Annotated in this window: 23 protein-coding genes, 2 tRNA genes and 1 riboswitch; of the genes, 16 read left to right on the forward strand and 9 right to left on the reverse strand. The window is 60.2% G+C overall.

Going from position 1 to position 26,090, the window contains the following annotated elements; genetic code table 11:
• Positions 1-24: 24 nt before the first annotated feature.
• The 3 genes from CXQ93_RS12360 to CXQ93_RS12370 all read left to right on the forward strand — a co-directional run bounded on the left by CXQ93_RS12360 (position 25) and on the right by CXQ93_RS12370 (position 2,215).
• The gene (locus CXQ93_RS12360) at positions 25-480 is read left to right on the forward strand and encodes a hypothetical protein (RefSeq protein ID WP_104110747.1); all 456 of its coding nucleotides are present in this window, start codon (positions 25-27) and stop codon (positions 478-480) included.
• A 45-nt stretch (positions 481-525) separates the two neighbouring features.
• On the forward strand, positions 526-933 hold the full coding sequence (locus CXQ93_RS12365; protein WP_374953405.1) for an RrF2 family transcriptional regulator: 408 nt from the start codon (positions 526-528) through the stop codon (positions 931-933).
• Between the two features lie 109 nt (positions 934-1,042).
• Positions 1,043-2,215: a globin domain-containing protein gene (locus tag CXQ93_RS12370; protein WP_104110749.1), complete on the forward strand. Its 1,173-nt coding sequence runs from the start codon at positions 1,043-1,045 to the stop codon at positions 2,213-2,215.
• Between the two features lie 174 nt (positions 2,216-2,389).
• On the opposite strand, the gene CXQ93_RS12375 is transcribed toward CXQ93_RS12370, so the two are convergent.
• Positions 2,390-4,219 (reverse strand): phosphoenolpyruvate carboxykinase (GTP), encoded by a 1,830-nt coding sequence (locus CXQ93_RS12375; RefSeq protein WP_104110750.1) that lies wholly within the window; start codon positions 4,217-4,219, stop codon positions 2,390-2,392.
• Between the two features lie 282 nt (positions 4,220-4,501).
• Between CXQ93_RS12375 and CXQ93_RS12380 the strand changes: the two genes are divergently transcribed.
• Both CXQ93_RS12380 and CXQ93_RS12385 read left to right on the forward strand, forming a co-directional pair.
• Positions 4,502-4,574: transfer RNA gene (locus CXQ93_RS12380), tRNA-Arg, on the forward strand.
• A 112-nt stretch (positions 4,575-4,686) separates the two neighbouring features.
• Positions 4,687-4,759: transfer RNA gene (locus CXQ93_RS12385), tRNA-Arg, on the forward strand.
• A gap of 94 nt (positions 4,760-4,853) precedes the next feature.
• Here the strand turns inward: CXQ93_RS12385 and CXQ93_RS12390 are convergent.
• The 3 genes from CXQ93_RS12390 to CXQ93_RS12400 all read right to left on the reverse strand — a co-directional run bounded on the left by CXQ93_RS12390 (position 4,854) and on the right by CXQ93_RS12400 (position 7,320).
• Positions 4,854-5,612 (reverse strand): triacylglycerol lipase, encoded by a 759-nt coding sequence (locus tag CXQ93_RS12390; RefSeq protein WP_181036148.1) that lies wholly within the window; start codon positions 5,610-5,612, stop codon positions 4,854-4,856.
• Positions 5,609-6,346 carry an alpha/beta fold hydrolase gene (locus CXQ93_RS12395; protein WP_104110751.1) on the reverse strand — a complete coding sequence of 246 codons (738 nt, stop codon included), beginning with the start codon at positions 6,344-6,346 and terminating at the stop codon, positions 5,609-5,611. The genes CXQ93_RS12390 and CXQ93_RS12395 overlap by 4 nt, the downstream gene beginning before the upstream one ends.
• 242 nt (positions 6,347-6,588) lie before the next feature.
• Positions 6,589-7,320 carry a FadR/GntR family transcriptional regulator gene (locus tag CXQ93_RS12400; RefSeq protein WP_104110752.1) on the reverse strand — a complete coding sequence of 244 codons (732 nt, stop codon included), beginning with the start codon at positions 7,318-7,320 and terminating at the stop codon, positions 6,589-6,591.
• Positions 7,321-7,694: 374 nt separating this feature from the next.
• Between CXQ93_RS12400 and CXQ93_RS12405 the strand changes: the two genes are divergently transcribed.
• From CXQ93_RS12405 to CXQ93_RS12445, 9 genes are all read left to right on the forward strand, one after another.
• Positions 7,695-9,311 (forward strand): ABC transporter substrate-binding protein, encoded by a 1,617-nt coding sequence (locus tag CXQ93_RS12405; RefSeq protein ID WP_104110753.1) that lies wholly within the window; start codon positions 7,695-7,697, stop codon positions 9,309-9,311.
• A gap of 161 nt (positions 9,312-9,472) precedes the next feature.
• The gene (locus tag CXQ93_RS12410) at positions 9,473-10,429 is read left to right on the forward strand and encodes an ABC transporter permease (RefSeq protein WP_104110754.1); all 957 of its coding nucleotides are present in this window, start codon (positions 9,473-9,475) and stop codon (positions 10,427-10,429) included.
• A 3-nt stretch (positions 10,430-10,432) separates the two neighbouring features.
• Positions 10,433-12,472 (forward strand): dipeptide/oligopeptide/nickel ABC transporter permease/ATP-binding protein, encoded by a 2,040-nt coding sequence (locus tag CXQ93_RS12415; RefSeq protein ID WP_104110755.1) that lies wholly within the window; start codon positions 10,433-10,435, stop codon positions 12,470-12,472.
• Positions 12,469-13,296, forward strand: a complete 828-nt coding sequence (locus CXQ93_RS12420) for an ATP-binding cassette domain-containing protein (RefSeq protein WP_104110756.1) — start codon at positions 12,469-12,471, stop codon at positions 13,294-13,296. The genes CXQ93_RS12415 and CXQ93_RS12420 overlap by 4 nt, the downstream gene beginning before the upstream one ends.
• 47 nt (positions 13,297-13,343) lie before the next feature.
• Positions 13,344-14,273 (forward strand): dihydrodipicolinate synthase family protein, encoded by a 930-nt coding sequence (locus tag CXQ93_RS12425; RefSeq protein WP_104110757.1) that lies wholly within the window; start codon positions 13,344-13,346, stop codon positions 14,271-14,273.
• A 188-nt stretch (positions 14,274-14,461) separates the two neighbouring features.
• Positions 14,462-15,394, forward strand: coding sequence for an ROK family protein (locus tag CXQ93_RS12430; protein WP_104110758.1), 933 nt, complete (start codon positions 14,462-14,464; stop codon positions 15,392-15,394).
• A 28-nt stretch (positions 15,395-15,422) separates the two neighbouring features.
• Positions 15,423-16,109 (forward strand): N-acetylmannosamine-6-phosphate 2-epimerase, encoded by a 687-nt coding sequence (locus CXQ93_RS12435; RefSeq protein ID WP_104110759.1) that lies wholly within the window; start codon positions 15,423-15,425, stop codon positions 16,107-16,109.
• Between the two features lie 222 nt (positions 16,110-16,331).
• Positions 16,332-17,252, forward strand: coding sequence for an ABC transporter ATP-binding protein (locus CXQ93_RS12440; protein ID WP_104110760.1), 921 nt, complete (start codon positions 16,332-16,334; stop codon positions 17,250-17,252).
• Positions 17,249-19,285, forward strand: coding sequence for a YhgE/Pip family protein (locus CXQ93_RS12445; protein ID WP_104110761.1), 2,037 nt, complete (start codon positions 17,249-17,251; stop codon positions 19,283-19,285). The genes CXQ93_RS12440 and CXQ93_RS12445 overlap by 4 nt, the downstream gene beginning before the upstream one ends.
• Before the next feature lie 7 nt (positions 19,286-19,292).
• Here CXQ93_RS12445 and CXQ93_RS12450 read toward each other — a convergent pair whose 3' ends face one another.
• From CXQ93_RS12450 to CXQ93_RS12465, 4 genes are all read right to left on the reverse strand, one after another.
• Entirely contained in the window at positions 19,293-19,817 is a 525-nt protein-coding gene (locus tag CXQ93_RS12450) for a histidine phosphatase family protein (protein WP_104110762.1), read from the reverse strand.
• Positions 19,818-19,974: 157 nt separating this feature from the next.
• On the reverse strand, positions 19,975-20,811 hold the full coding sequence (locus CXQ93_RS12455; protein WP_104110763.1) for a winged helix-turn-helix domain-containing protein: 837 nt from the start codon (positions 20,809-20,811) through the stop codon (positions 19,975-19,977).
• A gap of 631 nt (positions 20,812-21,442) precedes the next feature.
• A complete protein-coding gene (locus CXQ93_RS12460) occupies positions 21,443-22,717 on the reverse strand; it encodes an MFS transporter (RefSeq protein ID WP_104110764.1) in 1,275 nt (424 codons plus the stop codon).
• A complete protein-coding gene (locus CXQ93_RS12465; protein ID WP_104110765.1) occupies positions 22,718-23,161 on the reverse strand; it encodes a MarR family winged helix-turn-helix transcriptional regulator in 444 nt (147 codons plus the stop codon).
• Between the two features lie 238 nt (positions 23,162-23,399).
• A riboswitch (cyclic di-AMP (ydaO/yuaA leader) is annotated at positions 23,400-23,595 on the forward strand.
• 3 nt (positions 23,596-23,598) lie between these two features.
• Here CXQ93_RS12465 and CXQ93_RS12470 point away from each other — a divergent pair.
• Together CXQ93_RS12470 and CXQ93_RS12475 are read left to right on the forward strand one after the other, a co-directional pair.
• Positions 23,599-24,387 (forward strand): transglycosylase, encoded by a 789-nt coding sequence (locus CXQ93_RS12470; RefSeq protein WP_146073221.1) that lies wholly within the window; start codon positions 23,599-23,601, stop codon positions 24,385-24,387.
• A 102-nt stretch (positions 24,388-24,489) separates the two neighbouring features.
• The gene (locus CXQ93_RS12475; protein ID WP_104110767.1) at positions 24,490-25,329 is read left to right on the forward strand and encodes an SUMF1/EgtB/PvdO family nonheme iron enzyme; all 840 of its coding nucleotides are present in this window, start codon (positions 24,490-24,492) and stop codon (positions 25,327-25,329) included.
• Positions 25,330-25,432: 103 nt separating this feature from the next.
• Here CXQ93_RS12475 and upp read toward each other — a convergent pair whose 3' ends face one another.
• Positions 25,433-26,071 carry a uracil phosphoribosyltransferase gene (upp, locus tag CXQ93_RS12480; protein ID WP_104110768.1) on the reverse strand — a complete coding sequence of 213 codons (639 nt, stop codon included), beginning with the start codon at positions 26,069-26,071 and terminating at the stop codon, positions 25,433-25,435.
• Positions 26,072-26,090: the final 19 nt, after the last annotated feature.

Here is a 26,090-nt window from a genome sequence, read left to right on the forward strand (position 1 = left end):
GCACCACTTTTTACAGGAGTACCTATGGAGCCGAACACCCCCGAACAGTCCGAATCCGACCAGCTGGTTCAGGATGACCTGAACAAGCTCCTGGGCACCGCCTTGGGTGTTGCCGGGGAGCAGTTGGAAACCCACGGCGCCTTCCTCCCGGTGGGTTTGGTCATGAGTAACGATGGGGACCTGAGTTTGGTGGCCGTCTCCTCCAACGCCGTAGAAGGCGAAGGTGAAGAAGAGCTGGATGCCGATCAAATGGTGGCGGACCTGTTCGAGGCACTGAGCCAGCAGCGCGAGCAAAACCGGGCTGCCGCCGTCGTCTGTGACATTCATTTGCCAGACGATGCCACCGACGCCATTCATGTGATGGCCGAGCACAGCACCGGCGTGAGTGTTTCCGCAGTCCGCCCCTACCGTCAGGCACCCACCGGCTGGGAATTCGGCAACCCGTTCCTGGAGCCTGGCGAGACCCAGATCTGGGCATGATCCATGCGGATTAACGCCTTTTCAGACGTCAGTCTGAGGCTCTTGATGGTGTTAAGTTCCACCCCTGAGACCGAGCTCCCCACCACCCGCGAACTGGCTGAGATGGTGGGGACGCCCTACAACCACGTCAGTAAAGCCGTGCTCAAATTGCGCCAAATGGGGCTGGTCGAGGCCATCCGTGGCCGTAGCGGCGGCGTGCGAATCTCCGCTGCCGGCAAGGACGCGACCGTTGGCCGTGTGCTGCGCGTGCTCGACGATCACAACGACGTTGCCGAATGCCAAACGGACATGGGTGAATGCCCCTTGGTTCATGAGTGCGGTCTGCGCGGGGCCCTGAATCACGCCCGCGAATCCTTCTATGCCTCTCTGGACAATGTCAGCATTTACAGCTTGGCCCGGAAGACGACAAGCGGACCCACCGCTGTGACGTTAAGCACATCGCGCCCCTGCTAATCCGCGCCGAATCAGCACATTTCTACAAACTGTAGAAATTGTAGATTTAAACTCGCATTTCAAATGCTACTTTGGAATTGTCACCATGACTTTTACCCAAGGAGTAAAGATGCTTTCGGAAAAATCGCGACCACTGATTGTTGCCACACTCCCCTTGGTGGGCTCACGCTTGGGCGCCATCACCCCGAACTTCTACACCCGCATGCTCACCGCGCACCCGGAACTTTTGAATGGTTTGTTCAGCCGGGCAAACCAAAACAACGGTGAGCAGCAGAAGGCTCTGGCCGGTTCCATCGCCGGCTTCGCCTCAGCCCTGGTGGCCAATCCGAACATCATTCCCGAGCAGCTGCTCAGCCGCATCGCCCACAAACACACGGCCCTGGGCATCACCGAAGACCAGTACCAGATCGTGTACAAGTACTTGTTCGAGGCCATCGCCGAAGAACTCGCCGACGTCATCACTGCCGAAATCGCCGAGGCCTGGACCGAGGTCTACTGGCTCATGGCCAACGCCTTGATCAAGATTGAAAAGGGTCTTTACGCTCTGCAGGCTAATGACAAGATGTGGATGCCGTGGACAGTGATCGAGAAGAATCCGGCCGGCACCGATGCCATGACCTTTGTGCTGGCGCCCGCCGATGACACCGCCGTCACCGTTGCCCGCCCCGGCCAGTTTGTCAGTGTCAAAGTGGCCCTGCCCGACGGCCTGCTTCAGTGCCGCCAGTACTCGCTCTCCGCGGACGTGGATTCCACCTCCCGGCGCGTCTTCACCACCAAGCTCGACGACGGGGGCGAGGTTTCGCCCGTGCTGCACCGAGATGTTCAGGTAGGGGACGTGGTGGAGCTTTCCAATCCTTACGGCGATGTGACGCTCGACGGCGAGGGGCCAGTGGTGTTTGCTACGGCAGGGATCGGCTGCACCCCCTCCGCATCTGCACTCCGCTCACTGGCCACTGCCGGTGCTGACCGCGAGGTGCTGGTGCTGCACGCGGAGAAGAATCTTCAGGCTTGGGCTCTGCGTGACCAGATGACCACTGATGTGGACGCCATTGAAAGCGCCACGCTGCAGCTTTGGCTGGAGGAACCCTCCGCCGGTCATCACAGCGGTTTTATGTCCTTGGAGGGTCTGGATTTGCCAGCCAACGCATCCATGTACGTCTGCGGTCCCTTGCCCTTCATGAAGGCAATCCGCAACCAGGCCATTGCGGCAGGCATCCCCTCGACCAAGATCCACTACGAGGTCTTCGGCCCCGATCTCTGGCTCGCCGGAGCCGCCGCCTAACTTGCGCATGCTGATGGCGCCACAGTTCCCTCGCGGGCAGTAAGAAAGTGACTTAGGCTACGAACGCCAAAGCAGGAGCCGAGGGTCCCGGAGCGGGGATGGATTTTCAAGGTCGCCCAGCGACCGAGGAAATCTTACTGCCCGCGAGGGAGCCTCGGCTCCTGCGTTTAACCTCTAGCCTGCGAAGCGCTCCTTGAGGCTGCTAAGTTCAGCGGCAAGCTCGGCCGGGAGGGAGTCGCCGAAGCGGGCGTACCACTCGTCAATACCCTTGAGCTCGTCATCCCATTCAGCCGGAATCACCTTCAGCGCGTCTTCCAGGTCCGCTGCTGTGACGTCTAAACCGGCGACGTCGATCGCACCGGGGGTAGGAATGAAGCCGATGGGCGTCTCCACGGCGTCGGCCTTTCCTTCGATGCGCTCGATTGCCCACTTGAGCACGCGGCTGTTCTCGCCGAATCCGGGCCACGCAAATCCGCCAGATTCTGTGCGGCGGAACCAGTTGACCAGGAAGATCTTGGGCAGCCGGGCCTGGTTGGCCTTGGCCGAGAGGTTGATCCAGTGCTTGAGGTAGTCACCTGCGTCGTAACCGATGAACGGCAGCATGGCCATGGGGTCGCGGCGAACAACACCCACAGCTCCGGTGGCGGCAGCAGTGGTTTCCGAAGAAAGCGTTGAACCCATGAAGATACCGTTGGTCCAGCTGCGAGCCTCGGTAATGAGAGGGATGGTGGTCTTGCGGCGACCACCGAAGAGGATGGCGTTGATTTCAACACCCTCGGCGTTGAAGTAGTCCTTGGATAACATGTCCACTTGGTCGATCGGGGTGGCGAAACGAGAGTTGGGGTGCGCAGCCGGGCGGCCGGCAGCCGGCGTCCAGTCCTTGCCCTGCCAATCAGTCAGGTGAGCGGGCACTTCGGTGGTCATACCCTCCCACCACACGCCGCCGTCGTCAGTCAGGGCAACATTGGTGAAGATGGAGTTGCCCTTGACGATCGCGGCCATGGCGTTAGGGTTGGTGGCCCAGCCGGTACCGGGAGCCACGCCAAACAAGCCAGCTTCCGGGTTCACTGCACGCAGCTCGCCCTCCTTGCCGAAACGCATCCAGTTGATGTCATCGCCCAGGGTTTCGGCCTTCCATCCGGGGATGGTCGGTTCCAGCAGCGCCAGGTTGGTCTTGCCGCAGGCCGAGGGGAACGCCGCAGCCACGTGGTAGGTCTTCTGCTCGGGGCTGGTGAGCTTGAGGATCAGCATGTGCTCGGCGAGCCATCCCTCATCCCGGGCCATGACGGAGGCAATGCGCAGCGCAAAGCACTTCTTGCCCAGCAAGGCGTTTCCGCCGTAGCCGGAGCCGAAGGAGAAAATGGAACGCTCTTCAGGGAAGTGGACAATCCACTTCTCATCGTTGCAGGGCCAGGCAACGTCTTTTTCGCCGTCAGCCAGCGGGGCTCCTACGGAGTGCAGTGCCGGGACGAAGAAGGCGTTGGTGTCCTCGATCTTGCGGAGAACATCGGTGCCGATGGTGGCCATGATGCGCATGGAGGCAACCACGTAGGCGGAGTCTGTGATCTCAACACCGAACTTGGGGTCTTCGGCGTCGAGGGGGCCCATGACGAACGGGATGACGTACATGGTGCGTCCGCGCATGCTCCCGGCGAACTTCTCGTCCAGGATCGCTTTCATGGCTGCCGGTTCCATCCAATTGTTGGTGAAACCAGCGTCGCGCTCCTTTTCGGAGCAAATGAAAGTGCGGTCCTCCACTCGGGCCACATCTTTGGGGTCCGAGAATGCTGCGAAGGAATTGGGGAAAAGTTCCGGGTTCAGGCGAGTGAAGGTACCTTCATTCACCAGGTGGTCCGTCAACAGGGCATATTCCTGCACAGACCCGTCTACCCAGCGGATGCTCTCCGGCAAGGTCAAAGCAGCAACCTCAGCTACCCAAGAGGCGAGACCCTCATGGGTAGTCATTGCCTGCTCAACGGATTCCTGCACTGGCGCGTGGCCCATTGTGTTTCCCTTCATTGGGTGGGTAGGTGATGAGTAAATGCTATGGCCCGTCTTTCGACAGTCCCGGGTGTTGGACATGGGATGTATAGCTCCTGACCTTCCACGATCTCGCGAGTTTCCGGGGTTTCTTAATTTTGTTATCGAACTCATTTGTGATCCAGATCACCTAGACCGGTCCAGTGTCTGGGAACACGAAGATTTGGATCGCCCTCAATTTGTGCCTCGCAACAAAGTCGGGTTATAGTTATTCACGGTCGCAAGGCCAACAAAGAAACTAAATATGCGTGCGTAGCTCAACGGATAGAGCACCTGACTACGGATCAGGAGGTTGGGGGTTCGAGTCCCTTCGCGCGCACTTATACGGCAGGCTCCCAAGCTTCGGCATGGGAATCTTTCGTTTAACACCGGCTTGACCCATTAGGGTTGGAGCTACCGTTGACTGGAAGGTCAACAAAGTAACTGAATATGCGTGCGTAGCTCAACGGATAGAGCACCTGACTACGGATCAGGAGGTTGGGGGTTCGAGTCCCTTCGCGCGCACTTTATGAAAGAGTCCCAAGCTTCGGCTTGGGACTCTTCTCGTTTAACTTCTCTCGGCAGCTGATGCTACTGCATCGCATCGCTGGCGAAGCGTCTAGGGCTTTGTCGCGAGCCCCTGCACCGCATGCGTCACGGCCTCGAGGAGGGTTTCGTCCTGGAGCGTGCGGAAATGCCCGGCGATGGGCAACTCAATGTTGAGCGCTCCGGCCAGTGCACTTCCGCCTGGAATGTGCGGATCAAACTCCGGATAAATTGAGACAATCTTGTGGTTGAGCGCGGTGTCCGCCTGCAGCGCCAGCAGTACGGCATCGACGGGCGAGAAGTCGCGCAAGGACCGTGACAGCAAGTATTTGGCATAGGGCGAGCCGGAAAAAGGGGTTGCCACCGTCACGAGCCCAAGCACCTCCACGGGGGTGGGCGGGGCTGGGACTGGTGTTTCGGCGTCGTACTTCAGGAAACTATCAGAGCAAAGCACGGAATCCAGCATGGCACGTTTACCAATCAGACCACCCTTGCTGTGCGCCAAGAGAATGCACTCGGTAATACCGTGCGACTCCCCCAGCTGGGCGAGAAACTTGGTGACCGAGGCGGCGGATTCCGGCACAGGCCGGCGATTCAGATCCAGCCCAGGGACAGAAAAGACGCGGAAGCCCAGTGCGTTCAGCTTGGAAGCAGCAGGTTCCAGGAACAGCCAGCCCTCGTACACGCCCGGCAGGAGCACTACCGCTGGCAGCGCCGAATTCCCCTCGCTGTAGCGGGCAGGGACCTTGGGCCGAAAGAGCGATGCGAGCTGCTGCGAGCCGGCGTAGACGTAATCCAGCGCCCACCAACCTAGCCGCTTCAGGGATCTCATGGCGCTCCTACGTGGGCCACAATATATTCAGCCACGCAAGCACCGTCCTTGACCATTGTTTCGTGGCCGCGCCCGGGGATTTCCTCCATGGTGGCGTCCGGGATCAGTGCCGTGACTTCCTCTACCCAGCTTCGCGGATAGATTCGGTCGCGGCTTCCCCGAATCACCAGCGTGTGCGCTTCGATGCGAGGGAGGGTGTCCTCGATGGTGTGGACCATCATGTTCCGGAGCTTTTTGACGAACCAGCGAGGACCGGTCTTGGTGTAGTTCTTGACTCCCAGGGAAATGACGCTGGGGCTCTCACCAAAGAGGTCCTGCATCATCCGCCACGACTGCCGCCTAATGGTGCGCTCAGAACGGTTGACCGTGGGAGCTACCAGGATCAACTCAGGGAACAGATCCGGGCGCTGGGCCGCCGCCTCGGCAGCTACCTGCGTACCCATGGAGTGGCCCACCAATACCGGTCTACCGAGATTCTCTGCCTCAACGAAATCGATGAGCAAGGCACCCATTTGGGCCATGGTCATCGCTGCAACAGGTTCGGCTGCGTCGCCAAAGCCTGGCAGGTCAATGGCTACAACCCGGCCGTAGGATTCCAGTTCGGAGCTGAGCTGGGCGAAGTAGGAGATGCCCATGCCAATGCCGTGGACCAGCAGAAAAGTACGGGCGGCCACTCTATCGGTGTCTGTGGTGATGATTTCATGCTCACCGAGGACAACTTTTCGCACAGTCATGCATCACAGTATGGCTTAGATGCACCCGTGACTGGTTTTTTGGGCCGGCCGCTGGGCCCACAACTGCGAGGGACCCAACTAACAGACGCGCCAGCGGCTGTTAGTTGGGAGCAGTCTGGGCCCACGCTCGCCAGGTTCCCGGAGAATCGCGCCAGCGGATGGTCATGAAGAGCGCCTGGGCCCACGCTCGCCAGGTTCCCGGAAAATCGCGCCAGCGATTTACCGGGCCGGCGAGTTGGGGACTATTCGGAATCCACGAACTTTCGGATCTTCTTGCGGATGCCGTCGAAGTGGAGGCTGAGCAGCTCTGCAGCGCGCAGTCCGTCCTGAGCTACCACGGCATCGTAAATAGCTCGGTGTTCGCCAGCAGTGTGGACCAGGTCCACGCCGCCGGTGCCGATTTCCATGTGGATCTTGCGGTAGACCTTCCAGAAGACACCCATCAGGTTCATCAGTAGGTCATTACCCAAGGGCTCGAACAGTAGGCGGTGGAATTCCGCGTCGGCTTCTACGAAGGGCTCCGCACGCGCAGCCAGTTCTTCCATCTTTGCAACTGTCGCTTCAATCTTCGACAAGTGCTCGGCGTCAGTGAGGGAGATGGCCGAACTAATCAGGCCAGACTCCAGCGCTTGCCGGATATCAACCAGCTGCAGGGCTTCCAACCCTTCATGGCGCAGTGACAACCGGCCGCGGAAGGTCAGGCCGTCGGCGAGGGCGTCGAAATTACTGGGAGCCACAAACATGCCAAATCCATGCCGAATCTCAATGACACCCAAGGCTTGCAGGACCTTAAGTGATTCCCTCAGCGTGTTTCGTCCAACACCAAGTACCTCACACAGCTCACTCTCTGTGGGCATGGGGTCGCCGGCATCCAGGTCTCGCTCAAGGATGAGCTCCATGATGTCCGCCTGCAGGGCGCGCAGACGCGCCTGTGCACTGAACCGGGCTTTTGGCACAATAGTAGAGATAGGCAACAGAACTCCTCAGAAACTAACACTGCAGGGACTTACTTTTATCACTTCGCTGGCGAAAACCAAGGAGAGACTCCCCTGCCACCGTCGGGCTTGATGTATGGCAACGCTGCCACTTCAGACCGCTTTAGTATTGGCACAATCGCGTGATCCAGCTCATAGAATATCGGATGTCCGACCATGTTTCCATTAAACCGAGACTACGCGGCCTCGCTGGAAGACTCGCCGCGAAAGCGCAGACCCGACTGCCGGCGCATCGAGACCAAAATGAGATCACAAAACATTTGACCAAAGCGTGTGATGGCTATTACAGTTTCATTATAAGCATCGGACGTCCTACATCCGATAACTAATAGACGAAATGGTGAGTCAACAGAATGAGCAATACTCTTCAGAACCTGCCTGCGACCCCGGCTTCGCGCCGCACATTCCTCAAGGCCGCTGGCGTCCTTGGTGCAGCGACCGCGTTCACGGCCACACTTGCCGCTTGTGGCTCCTCCAGCGATACCAGCAAAGAGTCCACCGGAGCGGTCAACAAGGATCTCAGCATTGAAGCTGGCATCTCTTACTCGCTCTCAACCGGCTTCGATCCCATGAGCTCCTCCGGCGCTACCCCGTTGGCCGCCAACCTGCACATCTTCGAAGGCCTCGTAGAACTTCACCCGGCAACGCGTGAGCCCTACAACGCTCTCGCCAAAGAAGACCCGACGATGGTTGATGACAAGACCTATCGTGTAACCATTCGCGACGGCGCGAAGTTCCACGACGGTACACCGGTCACCACCGACGATGTTGTCTACTCCTTCGAGCGCGTTCTGGACCCGGCCAACAAGGCCCTGTTCGCTCAGTTCATCTTCTTCATCGACTCCGTCAAGAAGGTTGACGAGAAGACTGTCGAGTTCAAGCTCAACACCGCTTTCGCCGGCTTCGGTCCCCGCATCTCCGTGGTCAAGATTGTTCCTAAGGCTGTTGCTTCGGCAGACCAGAAGGCCTTCGATGCCAAGCCGATTGGTACCGGTCCGTACAAGTTCGTCTCCGCGGCCAAGGACGACAAGATCGTCTTCGCACGCAATGATGACTACAACGGCCCCAAGCCCGCCTTGGCTAAGGACATGACCTGGCTGTTGCTCTCAGATGCATCTGCCCGCGTTACGGCCATGCAGTCCGGCCGCGTTCAGGCCATCGAAGATGTTCCCTACTTGGACGTTGATGCGCTCAAGGGCAAGGTCGACGTCGAGTCCGTTCAGTCCTTCGGTCTGATGTTCCTCATGTTCAACCTGACCAAGGCTCCCTTCGACAAGAAGGAAGTTCGCCAGGCTCTGCATTACGCCCTGGACAAGGATGCCATCATCAAGACCGCCCTGCTGGGTAATGGTGAAGCGGCTACTTCCTACTTCCAGACCACCCACCCGTCGTACTCCAAGGCTTCCACGGTTTACGCCTACGACGCCGAGAAGGCTAAGTCGCTGCTCTCAGCAGCAGGCGTTTCGGGCTTGAAGCTGACGCTGACCAGCACCGACACCGCTTGGGTCAAGGATGTTATCCCGCTGATCAAGAAGAACTGGGATGCCATTGGCGTAACAACCACGCTGGAGCCGTTGGCTTCGGCAGCTGTCTACGCACCGGAGAAGGTAGGCGGCCTGAACTACGACGTCGTCGCAGCTCCCGGCGATCCCTCAGTCTTCGGCAACGACGCTGACATCTTGCTCAGCTGGTTCTTCCGTGGCGACACCTGGGCCAAGAACCGCTTCGCATGGAGCGACTCGGCAGAGTACAAGGAAGTTCAGACCAAGCTGACGGCAGCTCTTGCCGCTTCCGAAGCTGACGCCAAGGGCCTCTACAAGGAAATCGTGGACATCATCGCCGAGCAGGCGCCGTTGTACCCGATCTTCCACCGTAAGCTGCCCACCGCATGGGACTCCAAGCAGCTCACCGGCTTCCAGCCCCTGCCCACCACCGGCGTTTCTTTCATTGGTGTTGGACGCTCCGAGTAATTTCAGTACTTTGAATCACCTTTCGTTTTACCTTGCATGACACACCCGGGGGGCTGTGGCCACCAGGCCATGGCCCCCTAGGTCTCACACCATATTTCCTATGACGCAGCCCACAGTTTCTTCTTGAATCGAAGCTGCAATTAGAACCGGAGTAAAGTACATTGGCAAACTTTTTGCGACTGCTCGGACGCAGGCTCGCAGCGCTGCCGTTGATGATCTTGGGTGTAACCCTGCTCGTCTTCGTCGTGTTGCAGTTCGCGCCCGGTGACCGTGCCGTTGCCGCACTTGGTGAAGGAGCCTCTCCGGAGGCTTTGGAACAGTACCGCCAAGTCAACGGCCTCAACGATCCCCTCTTCATTCAGTATTTTCAATACCTAGGCCGACTCATCACGGGCGACTTCGGCAAGACCCTTCCGCCGGAAAAGCCCATTACTGAGGTTATTGCCGCCGCTTTCCCCGTGACGTTGCAGTTGACCCTTGTTGGCGTGATCATTGCGGTTATCATTTCGCTTGTTTTCGGTGTCCTTGCTGCTCTATACCGTGACAAGTGGGTTGATCAGGTCATCCGCGTGTTCTCGGTAGCCGCTATTGCAACTCCGTCCTTCTGGTTGGGTATCTTGCTGATCCAGTGGTTCGCTCTCGGCGACGATTCCTGGTTCCCGTCAGGCGGCTTGGCCGATCCCGATGAAGGCTTTGGTGGCTGGATTAGCTCCATGGCCCTGCCGGCGTTGGCCCTGGCCATTCCCGTGTCAGCATCCCTGATCCGAGTGGTTCGTACCTCCATGGTTGAGGAACTGGACCGCGATTACGTCCGCACGGCCATCGGCAACGGCGTCCCCTACACCACTGTTGTTTCCCGCAACGTGTTGCGCAACGCCCTTGTCACCCCGGTAACCGTGCTGGGTCTGCGCATTGGCTACCTGCTCGGCGGCGCCGTCGTTATTGAAATGATCTTCTCCCTGCCCGGCATGGGACAGCAGATCCTCAATGGCATCACCAACTCGGACACCAACCTTGTTCAGGGCGTTGTCCTGGTCATCGCCGTGACGTTCGTAATTGTGAACATCCTGGTGGACCTTATCTACCTGCTCATCAACCCCCGAATCAGGACGGTCTAAGTCATGCGAAGCAAACTTGCCGAACGGCTAAGCGCGCCTGGCCTGCGCTTCAAGGCTCTTACTTTGGGCTCCAAACTGGCCCTGATTTTCCTGGTCTTCATTGTTATTGTGGCCATCCTGGCACCGTGGATTGCACCGCATGATCCGCTGGAGACCGGCGATCCTGCGACGGCACCGAGCGCCGCCCACTGGTTTGGTACCGACCGTATTGGCCGTGACATCCTTTCCCGTCTGATGTACGGCGCTCAGGCCTCGCTGATGATTGGCCTCGGTGCCGTGGCACTGGCCATCATTGTTGGCGCCACTCTTGGTGCCATCGCCGCAACGTCGTCGAAGACCACCAACGAGATCATCATGCGCATCATGGACATCTTGATGGCATTCCCCGGCATCGCTCTGGCTGCGGTTCTGTTGACGGCTTTTGGCAACTCGGTCCCCACCATCATCTTGGCCATCGGCATCATCTACACGCCGCAGCTGGCCCGCGTGGTCCGCGCCAACGTGCTCTCACAGTACGGCGAGGATTATGTTCGCGCCGAGCGTGTCATCGGTGCCGGCCGTACCTACATCATGCTCAAGCACATTGTGCGCAACACTGCCGCCCCCGTGCTGGTGTTTGCAACGGTCATGGTTGCCGACGCCATCATCTTGGAAGCCTCCCTTTCCTTCCTAGGCGCCGGTATTCAAGACCCCGCTCCCAGCTGGGGCAACGTCATCTCCTACGGACGTAACCTGGTGCTCTCCGGCGGCTGGTGGGCAACCACGTTCGCTGGTCTTGTCATCCTGCTGACGGTTTTGGCACTGAATATTCTGGCCGAGGGCCTGACCGATGCCATGGTCAACCCCAAGCTCAAGCGTGCCGCTCCGGTGAAGGACGACGACGGTTCGGCAGCTGCCGCTCTGGAGCTCGCCAAGGCTGATGCTGCAGCCCGGGCCGCAATTGAAGACCCCTTCGCTGCACTGGATAAGGAACTGCTCCTGCTCCAGTCCGTTGAAAAGTCACGCAACGACCGCCTCGCACAGGTTGGCCCCGACGCCCGCGTGATCTTGGAAGTGACTAACCTGTCCATCCGCTTCCCTGCTCGTTTCGATGAAACTCCGATCGTAGAGAATGTCTCCTTCACGGTTCGTGAAGGCGAAACCATGGGTCTGGTGGGCGAGTCCGGTTGCGGAAAGTCCATCACCTCACTGGCCATCATGGGCTTGTTGCCCAAGACTGCTGTTGTCACCGGTTCCATCAAATTTGATGGCAAGGAACTTCTTGATCCTGTGACCAAGCACAGCTCCGTGAAGGCCTACGAAGGTCTGCGCGGCGAGCAGATCGCGATGGTCTATCAGGATGCTTTGAGCTCCCTGAACCCGTCCATGTTGATCAAGGACCAGATGTTGCAGCTCACCCGCCGCAACGGACGCAAGACGCCCGCCGAGTTGCTGGAACTGGTCAAGCTTGATCCTGTCCGGACACTCAAGAGCTACCCGCACGAGCTCTCCGGCGGCCAGCGCCAGCGCGTACTGATCGCCATGGCTCTGTCCCGTTCGCCCAAGATTGTGGTAGCCGATGAGCCCACCACCGCCTTGGACGTCACGGTTCAGAAGCAGGTTGTTGACCTCCTGAACGAACTGCGTGAGCAGCTGGGCTTCGCCATGGTGTTCGTCAGCCACGACCTTGCCTTGGTGGCTTCACTGGCGCACAAGATTACGGTCATGTACGCCGGGCAGGTTGTTGAATCTGCTCAGGCTGCAGAACTGCTGACGCACCCCACCCACGAATACACCCGTGGCCTGCTGGGCGCCGTGCTCTCCATCGAGTCCGACGCCGTCCGCCTCCACCAGATTCCCGGCACCGTTCCCTCGCCGCGTGAATTTGCCTTCGGAGACCGGTTCGCCGGCCGTTCACAGCGTCCAGACGCTGATCCGAACCAGAAGTTGAGCTTTGTTCCCATCACCCGTGATGGCATCACAGGCGATCATTTCTGGGCCAGTCACAAGCGCGAAGATGCCCAGGCGGTTTCCGCTGGAGCAGATACGGAAGGTGCCTCATGAGCAAGCACACAGCAGCCCCCGCCCAAAACGGAGCTACCCCGGTCATTGAGCTGAAGGACCTGCACGTTCACCACCGGACCCGCTCCGGTGGACTGTTCAAGCCCAGCTACGTCAAGGCCGTCAATGGCGTGGACTTCTCCATCAGCCGCGGCGAGACCGTTGGCATTGTGGGCGAATCCGGTTGTGGCAAGTCAACACTGGCTTCGGTTCTGGTGGGCTTGCAAGAACCCACCTCAGGTGAAGTGTTGTTCCATGGCAAGCCCGCCATCAAGCGCAACGCCGCCATGCGCAAGGAATTCGGCCGCTCCGTCTCCGTAGTCTTCCAAGACCCGTCGACGGCGTTGAACCCGCGCATGACCATCCAGGACATCCTGCTTGACCCGCTGGTTATTCACGGGATTGGCAACGGCGCATCGCGCCTGGCCAAGGTTGCCGAACTCTTGGCGCTGGTTGGCTTGCCGCAGTCGGCAGCCGAGGTCACGCCGTCGCAGGTTTCCGGTGGACAGCGCCAGCGTGTGGCTATTGCCCGCGCTCTGGCCTTGGGCCCGGACATCATGGTGGCCGATGAACCCACCTCGGCTCTGGATGTTTCTGTCCGCGCTCAGGTCCTGAACTTGCTCTCTGATCTGAAGAAAGAACTGAACCTGGGCATGGTTTTCATTAGCCATGACATCCAGACAGTTCGCTACGTTTCTGACCGCATCTGTGTCATGTACTACGGCCAGATTGTGGAGCAGGGCTCCGCGGAGCAGATCTTTGACAACCCCACCAACGACTACACGAAGAAGCTCCTGGGCGCCGCGCCGTCCCTTCTTCACATCTAGTTTCCCCATAGTTTTCCACCCATCAATACAAATTTGGAGCAATTCACGTGACTACCGTCGCTACCCGTTTCCAGGGCGTTATCCCTCCCGTCTGCACCCCCCGCACAGCTGAAGGCGCCATTGACGTCCCCTCGCTGGAGAACCTCACCCGCCACCTGATCGAAGGCGGCGTGAGCGGCCTGTTCGTCAACGGCTCCTCCGGAGAAGTGACACACCAGACCAACGCCGAGCGCGACACCGTGCTGCGCACCATTGCTGGCGTCAACGCCGGTCAGGTCCCGCTGCTGGTGGGCGCTGTCGAGCAGACCACCAACCGCGTGGTTGAAGAAGCACAGCGCATGGTCTCCTTGGGCGCCGACGCTATTGTGGCCACCAGCCAGTACTACGCCATCAGCAACGCCGAAGAGACCGGCCGCCACATCCGCACCGTTGCAGCTGCTGTTGACGTTCCGTTGTTCGTCTACGACGTCCCGGTTCGTACCCACTTCAAGATGCCCACCGACCTGCTCTTGGAGCTGGGCCGCGAAGGCATCATCGCCGGTGTTAAGGATTCCTCCGGTGACGATGTTTCCTTCCGCCAGTTGCTCATTGGTGCCAAGGACATCCCGAACTTCGACATCTTCACCGGCCACGAAGTGGTTGTTGACGGTGCACTGCTGGGCGGCGCACAGGGTGTTGTGCCGGGTCTGGGTAACGTTGACCCCAAGGCTTACCGCCGCCTGTACGATCTCTCCGTTGCTGGCGACTGGGCCGGTGCCGCTGCTGAGCAGGACCGCATCGCCGATGTCTTCAACATCGTTTACACCCCGAAGGCTGGCCGTCTCTCCGGCAACGCAGCAGGTCTGGGCGCGTTCAAGACCGCTCTGGTACTCATGGGCATCATCAAGACCAACGTCATGAGCGCCCCGATGCTCGCGCTGGACGAAGATGAGACCGCAGCCATCAAGGTTATCCTTGAGCGCACGGGCCTGATCTAGAACTTCTGCTCTGTTCTCACTGCTGTAGTCGCTGAGCCCTTCTGGTCTCAGGTGATCTAGGCTGGCGTTGATCTAAGCCGCTTTGCTGCTGCCCGGGCGGATATGCCCGGGCAGCAGAATGGAAGCTTAGCTTTTGAATGTGCAGTAATCCCCGTTGTACGTGAACCACAGTCTTTGAAGGATCTTTCATGCGGTACGTAGTTGGCGTTGACCTTGGCGGAACCAAAACAGCTGCCGGAGTGGTGGGCGAGGACGGCTCGGTATTGCTCACCGATCAAATTCCCACCCTCAACCGCGACGGCGGCGAGGCCATTCTCGATGCCACGGCGGCCCTGATTGCCTCACTCATTGAACGCGCCGCAGCAATGGATGCCGCCGTGGACGCCGTGGGTGTTGGCTCCGCCGGCGTCATCAACGCGGCCGAAGGCACAGTCATTTCCGCCACCGACGCCATCCTCGGTTGGAGCGGAACAGCCATCACCGCGGGACTGAACGCCCGGCTGGGACTGCGCTGTGCCGTGGTCAATGACGTCCATGCCCACGCCCTCGGCGAGGCATGGCACGGTGCCGGGGAAGGTGCCGCTACCGCTCTCATGGTTGCGTTTGGCACCGGCGTGGGCGGCAGTTTTGTCATCCAGGGCCAGCCGGTGCTCGGTGCGCACTTTGTGGGTGGTCATGTGGGGCACTTTGCCTCGCCGCTGGCTGTGCACCGCGGCGTTCCCCTCCCCTGCTCCTGTGGCCATGAGGGTCATGTGGAGGCTATTGCCTCAGGCCCCGCCATCCACGCCGCCTACCTCCGTCACGGTGGCAGCGCCGCCCTGAGTGATACCCGCGAGGTGTTTGATGCTGCCCGTGCCGGAGATGATCTGGCCTTGGCCGTGATCGCCACCGCAGCAACAGCCGCCGGTCAGGCAGTGGGCGGGCTCATCAATATTCTGGATCCCGCAGTGGTGGTAGTCTCCGGAGGGTTGGCTGACGCTGGCGAGCTGTGGTGGGATGCCATGGAGAAGGCTCTCCGCACAGAACTTCTGGCTCCCCTAGCCTCTGTGGCAGTGGTGCGAGCCAGTCTGGGCAACATGGCCGCCATAGTGGGCGCAGCGTCCTTGGTCCTTGCCTCATAATTTCGATTCACCTTTCCTAGGAGTCACCATGACACTGAAAATGACCAACTTTGATGCGCTTGCCGGGCAGCTTGTTGTATCCGCCCAGGCTTACCCGGGAGAGGCCATGCGCGATCCCCGCACCATGGCCCAAATTGCCGCCTCAGCAGTAGTGGGCGGGGCTGCGGCTATTCGTGTCCAGGGCATTGCTGATATCCAGTTCGCCCGCGCTGCTGTGGAAGTTCCCGTGATCGGGCTCTGGAAAGACGGGCACGACGGCGTCTTCATCACCCCCACACTGCGCCATGCACTGGCTTGTGCCAGCGCCGGTGCCCACATTGTGGCCATTGACGGCACCCGCCGCCCGCGCCCCGACGGCCTCACTTTGGCCGAGACCATTGCTGGTGTACACGCCAACTCCAATTCCCTGGTCATGGCTGACTGTGGCTCCTACGAGGACGCCGTTGCAGCTGCCGAGGCGGGAGCCGACCTGATCGGCACCACCTTGGCTGGTTACTCGGGCGAACGCCCCAAGACCGACGGCCCGGATCTGGAACTCATCGCTCAGATCGCCGCCGCCAACTTGGGCAAGCCGCTCATTGCCGAAGGCCGCATCCACTCCCCCGCCCAGGCTCGGGCCGCGATGGACGCCGGAGCCTTTGCCGTGGTGGTTGGCACCGCCATCACGCACCCGTCCACCATCACCAGCTGGTTCAAGGCTGCTCTGGACGCCTAAGGCGACCGTTCCTCCAGCACTTCTTGCCGCACCTCCCCTCGAGGAGGCAGTAGATGCCAATGTTTAAGACCAACATTGGCATCTACTGCCTCCTCGATTGTTTTAAACTCGTTCACACGGCAGAGTACGCAGGAGTGCGGATGAGCCTCACCACATTTTCTTGCACTGACCAGTCAGTTCTGATAATTTGTTCCAGTCACCCCCGCCTCGAAGGAGCGCTCTATGCTCACTGCCCAACAGTTGCACGTCGCAGGGAGGCGCCACACCCTGTTGCCCGCCACCACTGCCGAAGCACACCGGGGTGAAGTGCTGCTCATTCAGGCCGACGGACAGGAACGCCGCACAGCCCTGGCCTTGGCCCTGACTGGCCGCATGAAGCCCTCAACGGGGTCCGTGACGCTGGGCCACGACGCCTCAAGGTCTTCTCTTCGACGGCGCAGCGCTCTGGTTGATTCACCGAACGTCAATGCTCCCGAACACCACCTCACAGCCCGGTCCATGACTGCCGAGGATCTGGCCCTGGTGCCGCTGAAGTTCCGTGACCGTACCCGGCCCACGGCCTGGCTGGTCAAGCATGGCTTCCGCGACGTTCTTGATCAGTGGATCGAGGAGTTGGCACCCGCACGGCTCCTGCACCTCCAGCTGGAGTTGGCCTTGGCCAATCGAGATGTTGAGTTACTTGTCCTGGATTCCCCGGACCGCCACACCGCCGATATCTCCGCATGGTTGCCCCTGATGGAGGCGGCCGCAGCGGGCGATCTTGGCCATGGCGACGACCCCGCCAGCACCGTCACGCCCCGCCCAATCATGGTGATTGGCGTGGTGGGACGACTGCCCGAGGAGTGGCATGGACCGGCCGTCATCGCTGGCAATGCCGTTACGCCAGAGACTTCCAAGCACGACGGCGATGAACCGCCCGCCGCTACTCCCGTCGCAGACGAAATGGCAGTAGAGGAGTTGGGACTAGAGGAACTGCCGGACGATGAAGAGCCCGGCGAAGAGCCCGCCCCTGTGCCCGCGGAGGAAGCTGCAAGGCACGTCGCTGAGCAGGAGACGGAACCGGCCCCGCCGCCCCTGCCCAACACCTCAGAACACGCCATCACATCAGCCCCAGTCAAGCCCGCCCCGGAGGAAAAGCCATGACAGTGTTCCGCCTGGCCCTATCCGAACTCAAACGCATGACCGGCGGGATCCTGCCGAAGCTGACCATTGTTGCCTTAGTAATGGTGCCGCTGCTCTATGGTGCCGTGTATCTGTATGCGAACTGGGATCCCTACGGCAACCTCGATCAGCTCCAGGCCGCCGTGGTGGTTCAAGATGAGGGCGCCACGACCAAGGATGGCGAGAAGCTGACGGTTGGTCAGGATGTTGCGGACACTCTGGTGGAGGGGCATAAGTTCGATTGGCATCTGGTGGACACGCCCCAGGAAGCCGAGAATGGCGTGCGCAGTGGCGAGTTCGCGTTCGCACTGACCATCCCCAAGGACTTCTCAGCAAATCTGGCCTCGCCTGAGAATTTTGATTCGGCCACGCAGGCCATGATGAGCGTGACCACCAATGACGCCAACAACTATTTGTTGACCTCGATCGTGGACAAGGTAGCCACCCAGGTCCATGATTCCGTGGCGCAGCAAGTGGGTGAGCAGACCGCCAACTCGCTGCTGACCGGATACGGCACCATCCACGCCCAACTGGTTAAGGCGGCCGACGGCGCCAAACAGTTAGCAGACGGCGCCACAACCCTGGACACCGGGGTTGGGACGCTCAAAACGGGAAGTTCGGATCTGTTGACGGGCGCGGATTCGCTGGTGGCCGGTCAGACGCAGCTGGTCACCGGAGCGAAACAGCTCCAGGCTGGCGCATCGAAGCTGGACACGGGGCTTGGCCTGCTGGAAACGCAAACGTCCACGCTGCCGGACGATACCAAGGCGCTCTCTGATGGTGCTGCCGCCGTTGCCGCCGGAAACGCTGCCCTGAATACCAAGGTCCAGAGTGCCGCCGGTACCGCCGAGAAGCTCGATGGCGCCGTGACCGGAGCCATCGATGACAAGCTCGTGCAACTCGTCACAGATGGAGTCATCACCCCGGAGCAAGCCACCAAAATTGGTGACACGCTGAAGAAGGATGCTGCGAGCCCGTCCATCACAGAACTCAAGGGTCAGCTGGCCACCGACACCAAAGATATTCAAAAGTTGGCTGATGGGTCTGCCGATGTGGCCGCCGGAGCGTCGAAGCTTGCTGCCGCAACACCCCAACTCTCCGGAGCCATCTCGCAAGCAAAAACCGGTGCTAGCGATCTGACCACGGGTGCTGGAACGCTGGCCGATGGCCAGACCACGGCTTTGGACGGCGCCACCCAACTGGCTGCTGGTGCCAAGAAGCTCGATTCCGGGGTTGCTGATTTGAAGGACGGCTCCAGCAAACTCGCAACCGGAGCGAACGATCTCGCCACCCAGCTGCGCAGCGGCGCGGGGTCGGTGCCGGATCCCAATGACAAGGAGAAACAAAACGCAGCCGGCGTCATCGCCGATCCCATCCGCGTAGATTCCGTCTCCCAGGCTCAGGCCGCCAACTACGGTTCAGGCCTGGCGCCGTTCTTCCTTGTCCTGGCCCTGTGGATCGGTGCGTTCATGCTGGTTCAGGCCATGCGGCCACTGACGGTCCGGGCCCTTGCCTCCAACGCACCGTCATGGAAGATTGCGTTGGGCGGCTGGTTGCCGTTCGCCACCGTTTCCTGCGGCCAGGCGCTACTGCTCTACGCCGTGGTGAAATTTGGGCTCGGCCTGGAGCCGAGCCACCCATGGCTCACGCTCGGATTGCTCCTAATGGCGTCAATGGCGTTCACGGCGTTGATTCAGGGCATTGTGGCGTTGCTGGGAACACCAGGAAAGTTTGTGGTCCTGATCCTACTGGTACTCCAGCTGGTGTCCTCTGGCGGCACGTTCCCGTGGCAAACCACTCCCGCACCGCTGCACCTCATGCACCAGATCCTGCCTATGGGACATGTTGTTGAGGGCATGCGGCACCTGATTTACGGCGCCGATCTTGCCCCGCTGCTGCCCATTGTGCTGGGACTACTGGGCTACATGCTGCTGGGCTTGCTGTTGGCCTGGGCTGCTGTGAGCAAGAAGAAGACCTGGACACTCAAGACGCTGATGCCGGAGATCGAAGCCTAGAACCGCTTCACGGGCGGGGCACCACAAAATTCTTCAACTCGGCGTCCTGCCCGTCCAGCGTGGCCCACTGGCTGCTGTGCTCCAACACGGCAAAGGAGCTCGTGGGGAACCCCGATGCCAGATCCATGTACGCATCCTGATCCGAATCGCGCGAAGCCAGCCGCAGCGCCAGCGCTTGCACGCCTGGCATGTGCGTGATGACCAGCAATGTCCCCACGGTTTCCGGCACATGGTTGATGACCGAGAGCATGGACGTGGCCCCGGCCGCGTACAACCCCGATTCCAGCTTCGGCGTGGGCGCCTTCTCCCCCAGTTGCTGACACACCCACGTGCAGGTCTGCCTGGTCCGCAGCGCCGATGAGCACAGGATGAAATCGGGCACCACACCGTTCTCCATCATCCATTTGCCGGCCAGTGGCGCCTCGGTGTGGCCACGCTGCGCCAGCGGCCGATCGTGATCCTCCACGCCCAGAGGGAATGCTGCCTTGGAATGGCGCATTAGGATCAACCGTTTAATATGGTGTTCGCTCATTCCCTCAGTTTAGTGACAGTTAGAGCAGTGCGGCGGCGCTTGGCACACCAACCCTCCATCACAAAACGGCGTGTTTTTGGAAACGCTCCATCACAAAACGGGCTTAAACCCGAGACGCTCCCTCAATCAAAAGTGAAGGAGCGTCTGCGACGGAGTGCTAGATGGAGTATTCCGGGGCGGCCCAGACAACCACTTCGGGGTGCTCGTAGAAGCGGTAACCTTCGCCACGAACGGTGCGCACGGTGTTGGCGAGGCGGCCCAGCTTGGATCGGAGACGGCGGATGTGCACGTCGATGGTGCGCTCGTTGGGGATCTCGTCGGCGTTGGACCAGAGGCCCTCGAGGAGTTCGTCGCGGCCTACCGTGCGGGTGCCGTTCTCAACCAGGTAATTGAGAAGTTCGAATTCCTTGAACGTGAGGTTCAGAGTGTCGCCGTCGAGGTGAACTTCGCGTCGGGCAAGATCGATCAGCACGCCGGTGGGGCGCTGTTCGGCGGCGGGAATGCGGACAGCTTCGGCGCGCTGACGGCTGGCAACGGTGGGGTCGCCAAAGGTGGAGCGAACCACGTCCAGAGGACTGCCTACAGCGTCCGACGGCGCAATCGCCACAGCGGCATAGCTCTGAGCCTGCGGCACCAGGGTCTGGGCGAAGGCCCGAATGTCTTGGGCGAGCTTGGCCAGCGATGTTCCGGCAGCAGCTGCAGTATCTTCGTCAACGCCAACGTACAGGACGAAGCCGCGGGCCACATTGTCGGGGCTGACCCCTCGAAGACTATCCGCTCCAGCCCCTGCAATAACGGGCGTGGGCGCCGTCATGGGGTTGAGGTCCCCGGAGGGCACAGCGCGGAGACGGGCTGCGGCACTTCCAGCTTCGACGCGGTAGCCGGGCTGCTCCAAGTGCGTAGTGCGGGCAGCAGCGCCTTGAGTGGAGTTGCGGGCAACTGCCTTGGCGGCGTTGCGAACAGAAATGTGGACGTAACCGGATGCTACTGACATTGAACTACCTCGGTGTTTAGCCGTGTGACTACGGCGCGAATGCTTTGTGTGGTTCTGTCCCCCCAGAACCTTGCTGCCCTGTATTCCAGGGCCGGCCCTAGGGCCAAGACTGATAACTGCCGCGCCTTTGCGTTTAATGCTTCCTGCAATGTACTCAGTGCAATGCGCGGCGATCAGGGTTGCGAGCTAGGCCTGCATTCGACAACCAGACAGGAACCGTCCGGTCAATCCAAGACCAAGACGGAACGTTGCTGCGGCTGCAGAATTTACTGAGTGGGTGTTCACGCTTTCAGTGTCCTACGTAACAAAGCGAACTTGCAAGTAACATAGGCCCAAAGTGTCCACAATATGAGATTTTGCTCTAATTTGTGATCAAGCTAATAATGTTGCTTTGCTCTCATTTCGAGACAAAAAGAGCACTTGCGACAAATTAAATCGAACACATCTTCATTCGAGCAACACTAAATTCTATGACTTGCTGATTCTGGGGAAATTAGTTCATCAGCTCCCAAAGCACGCCTATGATGGCCTCGGCAAGTTACTCACGGAACACAGTTGATTCCCAGAGTTTGACGCTAGGTAAACAGAAGTTTACGGACAAGCGGCCTATTGGTGGAGTCCAGCTAGCTTGTTAGCTTGCGGTGTTGCGTAAGCCGGGAACCAGCCAATGCGGCCGTAGACCCTTGATCTGGTCCCGCAGTTTCACATGGTTACGCCGGTTCATCAGGAACAGCGCCGCCAAGCCTGCGACAAAAGCAACCACTGCCCCCAGGCCCAAAGACCAGCGGGCACCGAATTCAGTGGCGATCCAGCCCACTAGGGGTGCCCCAATGGGCGTCCCGCCCTGCAGAACAACCATATAAACCGCTAGAACTCGGCCCCTCATGGCGGCATCAGTGGTCAGCTGAACAGTGGTGTTACACGCATTCATGAACGTGAGTGACGCCAACCCTACGGGTACCAAAGCCACCGCATACAGTGCATAGCTGGGCATCAATGCGGCCACAGCTACCGTGACACCGAACGCCAGTGCGCCGCCCACGATGTAGAGCATCCGCATTTTTTTGCGTCGGGCGGCCAACAGCGCCGCCCCCAACGTGCCAATCGCCATGATCGAGCCCAGTAGCCCATACTCTCCCGGCCCCACATTGAAGACAGTGGTGGCCATCAGCGCATTGGTGATCTGGAAATTCATGCCAAAGGTGCCCACCAAAAATACCAGGACCATAATCATGAGCAGATCCGGCCGTCGCCTGATGTACATGAGCCCCTCGCGGATTTGCCCCTTGGCCCGCGGCACCCGCACGGCCGGCACAAGCTCGCTTGCACGCATGCGCCATAGCGAGAAGATGACTGCGGCGAAGCTGGCGGCATTGATAAGGAAGGCTGGCCCTGTGCCCACCAGCGCAATCACCAGACCCGCAACACCCGGGCCAGCTAGCCGGGCCAAGTTAAAGGACGCACTATTAAGTGCGACGGCGTTGGGCACGTCATCTTTAGCGACCACTTCGGAGACAAACGCCTGCCGCGACGGTGCATCGAAGGCGCTCGCCACCCCCAACAGGAGTGCCAATGCATAGACATGCCACAGTTGTACAGACCCCGTGATAACCAAAATACCCAACAAAAGCGCACAGAATCCCATAGCGGACTGGGTAATGAGCAGCAACTTGCGCTTGTTGACCCGATCACCCAGCAACCCAGCGTAGGGACCTAAGAAAATAATTGGCAGGAACTGCAGCCCCGTGGTGATGCCTGCGGCGGTTCCGGAATTGTGGGTCAGGACCGTAAGCACCAGCCAGTCCTGGGCTACTCGCTGCATCCAAGTGCCAATATTTGAGACCAGAGCCCCGGTCACCCAAAGTCTGTAGTTGCGCACTTTCAGTGCGCGGAACATTGAACTCATCTAGGCGCTCATCTCCTGCAGGATCAAGGCTGCTTGATGGAGCGTGGCACGGTCTTGCGGTGTGAGCGCCGCAACGCGTTGCGCCAGCCATGCGGTCCGCATGGACCGTGCCCGCATCAGCGCGGCGCTGCCCTGATCGGTAATGCTGACAAGGACTTGGCGTTTGTCCTGCGGGTTTTCGCCGCGGCTAATGAAGCCCACTGCAGCCAAGTCATTGACGATCCTCGTCATGGACGGTGCCTGAATTTGTTCCCTGGCAGCCAATTGCCCCACGGTCTGAGGGCTAGCGAGGAGACCCGCCAAGACTGAATATCTCCCTGGGCTAAGCTCCCCCGTCGCCGCCTCTGCCCGGAGTCGCCTTGAGGTGCGCATGACAGCCACCCGCAATTCCGCGGCGAGCAGACCGGGGTCCGAGGTGCTGGGATTTGGGGAACGTTCAGTCATGGATGCTCATCTACCTCAGTGCAAAAAGTTTCGTATCTTCAGCTTTCAAGTCTAGATCGTTAGCATTGCTAAGTAAATGTTGGCTTGCTCACCGCCCCATGCGACCAGTAGCTCAACCCCCGACCACCTACTACAAAGGCCGTTACCATAATGTGACATTGGGTTTCGCTTCGGTTACGCTGATCTAAGTGCCCGCTGAACCATTTACGGTTCTTGGCACCAATGGACGGTTCGCCGAGCTCTGCCCCCGCCCATTTCCCACTCCTTCATGGCAGAGACGGGGGACCCAATATTTACGGGCCTTCCTACTATGGAAGCCCTTGGGGTTAAGCCAGTGCAATGACAGCAGGCAGTGAAAACTGCCGCTGACTGCTGCACGGCCGGATTCTCTAGTCCGTTCCCGACAGCTCACCTCGCAGGCGTAGAGAGGCACCACCATGTCTGAAGCACCCCAGCGCGGCCGTCGCCGCGCAGAATCAGCAAGCCGGCCATCCCTTCGCAGCCTGACAATGTCACGCAACGGAGTTTCACGCACCGGAACGTCACGCACGGGAACCCGCGCCGCCTCACCGCGCGCCTTTTCCGCCGTAGGCACCACCGCCAAGTGCATGGCCGCCGTGGCCGTTGTTGGCGCCCTCATGGCTGCCGGCTCAGTGGCCTCGCAAACCATGAACCCCGTGGCCGATGGTCAGAACACCAGTAGCCTGGTCGCCGCCGTTGACAACGCCGCACCCTCTGCCATCTCCGCACCCACAGACGCAGCCATCAGCTTCCCCGGGGTCACCGTTACGTCCAAGACCTCCCCCACGGCCACCGCGAAAGCGGCAGCAACACCGGCACAGGTCAAAGTTGAAGCTAACGCCGTCAAACCCGTAACAGAAACCCCCGCGACGAAGGCAGCACCGGCAGCACCTGTTGACGATCCCGCGGCTGCGAAGGCCTTCGCCTCAAGCCAACTGGCATCCTTCGGCTGGGGAGCAGACCAGATGAGCTGCCTGACGTCCTTGTGGCAGCGCGAATCTGAGTGGCTCACCTCCGCTGAGAACGTCTCCAGCGGCGCCTACGGCATTGCACAGTCTCTCCCCGCCAACAAGATGGAGAGCACCGGCAGCGACTGGGCCACCAACTACCAAACTCAGATCCGCTGGGGCATGGGCTACATCGATGGCCGCTACGGATCCCCCTGTGGCGCTTGGGCTCACTCCGAATCCGTGGGCTGGTACTAAGCCACGGCTTGAACTCGGCACAGATTGAACTCGGCACAGCTGGACCCTTGCGGAGCATGAACTAACCGCACCAGGAACTCACTGCTGCAGGAAGGCGAACTCATGGCTAATGACGTTACTGCCCGGCGCGAGCTGCGTGCCGCGCTGGGACTACTGCCCATTCCCGGCGGCACTGTGCAGCTGCGCGACGCCCGCTCAGGTGTCAGCCGTGACGTGGAGTTGCGCCCCTTCGCCCTCGCTAAGACCCAGCTGAGCTGCGGTGTGTGGGATCTGGTGAGTGGCCCGACGTCGAACTTCTCTTACGCAGCTCCTGCGCCTGACGCGGACGACGACGGACCCTCACCAGGACTCGATCGGCACCCCATGCATCCCCTCACCTGGTTTGACGCTGTCCGCTGGTGCAACGCCGCCTCGGAACTGACCGGGCTCACACCCGCCTACGCCGTCACTGGCCGCGAGGTGGTGTGGGACGTCAGTTCTGAAGGCATTCGGCTGCCCACGGAAGCGGAATGGGAGTGGGCCGCGCGGGCCGGCACAACGGGACCTCTATACGGAGAATTGCCTGACATTGCCTGGACGTTTTTGGATGGCGTGGAGGGACCGCAAGCTGTTGCTGGCAAGGAGCCCAACAGCTTCGGGCTGTTCGACATGATTGGCAATGTCTGGGAATGGTGCTGGGACTACGCCGACACTGCCCGTTACGGCGATTACAGGAGTTTGCGCGGAGCCGGCTGGGATGATCGGCCCTGGAGCGCCCGGGCGTCGGTCCGCCGAGGCAGTGCCCCGGATGCCGTGCTGGAAGATGTGGGATTCAGGGTGGCCCGCGGCGCCGTCGGCCAACACGGAGCAACGGCCGCTCAAGGCTGGTCTGATGACGCCGACAGAAACCGGGCTGCCATCACGGGCCCGCGGCCCATTGGCTGGACCCCGCTGCGCCGCTGAGAACAAAAAATGCTGCCGTTTGACGTTGTCGCTAGGGTTCAAACACCAGCAAAAACGTCAAACGGCAGCACTCTTGAAACGAGTGATCCCCGGCCGGTGGGGATTAGTCCACGACGCCGTAGAGTCGGTCGCCAGCGTCGCCGAGGCCCGGAACAATGTAGGAGTTCTCGTCCAGACCCTCATCGATGGAGGCCAGAACCACGTGAACATTGTCGCGGTCGCCGTGGGCGGCTTCGAGCTTGGCGAGGCCTTCCGGTGCTGCGAGCAGGCAGATGCAGGTGATGTCAGCAGCGCCGCGGTCAAAGAGGAACTTGAACGCCTCGATCAGGGTGCCGCCAGTGGCTAGCATGGGATCCAGGACGTACACCTGACGGCCGGTCAGATCTTCGGGAAGACGCTCGGCGTAGGTGATGGCTTCGAGGGTTTCCTCGTTGCGTGCCATGCCCAGGAAACCAACTTCGGCAGTGGGCAGCAGGCGGGTCATGCCTTCGAGCATGCCGAGGCCAGCGCGCAAAATCGGCACGACCAGGGGCGTCGGCTTGACGAGGCCGGTGCCAATGGCATTGGTCACGGGCGTCTGGATGTTCACGGGCTCTACGCGCACTTCACGAGTCGCCTCATAGGCCAGCAACGTCACGAGTTCTTCAGTCAGCTGACGAAAAATCGGTGACGGTGTGTTCTTGTCTCGAAGAACAGTCAACTTGTGGGCAATAAGCGGATGATCCGCAACGAATACGCGCATAAATAAAAGCTACCATTGA

This window comes from Arthrobacter sp. N199823, from assembly GCF_002929705.1.
Taxonomy (GTDB): Bacteria; Actinomycetota; Actinomycetes; order Actinomycetales; family Micrococcaceae; genus Specibacter.

Bases quoted from the DNA above. Each gene is read 5' to 3' on its own strand.
- CXQ93_RS12395 (WP_104110751.1), bottom strand. From the start codon at position 6,346: ATGACTGTGCGAAAAGTTGTCCTCGGTGAGCATGAAATCATCACCACA.
- CXQ93_RS12360 (WP_104110747.1), top strand. From the start codon at position 25: ATGGAGCCGAACACCCCCGAACAGTCCGAATCCGACCAGCTGGTTCAG.
- CXQ93_RS12455 (WP_104110763.1), bottom strand. From the start codon at position 20,811: ATGTCAGTAGCATCCGGTTACGTCCACATTTCTGTTCGCAACGCCGCC.
- CXQ93_RS12440 (WP_104110760.1), top strand. From the start codon at position 16,332: ATGCTCACTGCCCAACAGTTGCACGTCGCAGGGAGGCGCCACACCCTG.
- CXQ93_RS12365 (WP_374953405.1), top strand. From the start codon at position 526: ATGGTGTTAAGTTCCACCCCTGAGACCGAGCTCCCCACCACCCGCGAA.
- upp (WP_104110768.1), bottom strand. From the start codon at position 26,071: ATGCGCGTATTCGTTGCGGATCATCCGCTTATTGCCCACAAGTTGACT.
- CXQ93_RS12465 (WP_104110765.1), bottom strand. From the start codon at position 23,161: ATGACTGAACGTTCCCCAAATCCCAGCACCTCGGACCCCGGTCTGCTC.
- CXQ93_RS12475 (WP_104110767.1), top strand. From the start codon at position 24,490: ATGGCTAATGACGTTACTGCCCGGCGCGAGCTGCGTGCCGCGCTGGGA.
- CXQ93_RS12415 (WP_104110755.1), top strand. From the start codon at position 10,433: ATGCGAAGCAAACTTGCCGAACGGCTAAGCGCGCCTGGCCTGCGCTTC.
- CXQ93_RS12375 (WP_104110750.1), bottom strand. From the start codon at position 4,219: ATGGGCCACGCGCCAGTGCAGGAATCCGTTGAGCAGGCAATGACTACC.
- CXQ93_RS12370 (WP_104110749.1), top strand. From the start codon at position 1,043: ATGCTTTCGGAAAAATCGCGACCACTGATTGTTGCCACACTCCCCTTG.
- CXQ93_RS12420 (WP_104110756.1), top strand. From the start codon at position 12,469: ATGAGCAAGCACACAGCAGCCCCCGCCCAAAACGGAGCTACCCCGGTC.
- CXQ93_RS12470 (WP_146073221.1), top strand. From the start codon at position 23,599: ATGTCTGAAGCACCCCAGCGCGGCCGTCGCCGCGCAGAATCAGCAAGC.
- CXQ93_RS12445 (WP_104110761.1), top strand. From the start codon at position 17,249: ATGACAGTGTTCCGCCTGGCCCTATCCGAACTCAAACGCATGACCGGC.
- CXQ93_RS12460 (WP_104110764.1), bottom strand. From the start codon at position 22,717: ATGAGTTCAATGTTCCGCGCACTGAAAGTGCGCAACTACAGACTTTGG.
- CXQ93_RS12430 (WP_104110758.1), top strand. From the start codon at position 14,462: ATGCGGTACGTAGTTGGCGTTGACCTTGGCGGAACCAAAACAGCTGCC.
- CXQ93_RS12450 (WP_104110762.1), bottom strand. From the start codon at position 19,817: ATGAGCGAACACCATATTAAACGGTTGATCCTAATGCGCCATTCCAAG.
- CXQ93_RS12405 (WP_104110753.1), top strand. From the start codon at position 7,695: ATGAGCAATACTCTTCAGAACCTGCCTGCGACCCCGGCTTCGCGCCGC.
- CXQ93_RS12435 (WP_104110759.1), top strand. From the start codon at position 15,423: ATGACACTGAAAATGACCAACTTTGATGCGCTTGCCGGGCAGCTTGTT.
- CXQ93_RS12390 (WP_181036148.1), bottom strand. From the start codon at position 5,612: ATGAGATCCCTGAAGCGGCTAGGTTGGTGGGCGCTGGATTACGTCTAC.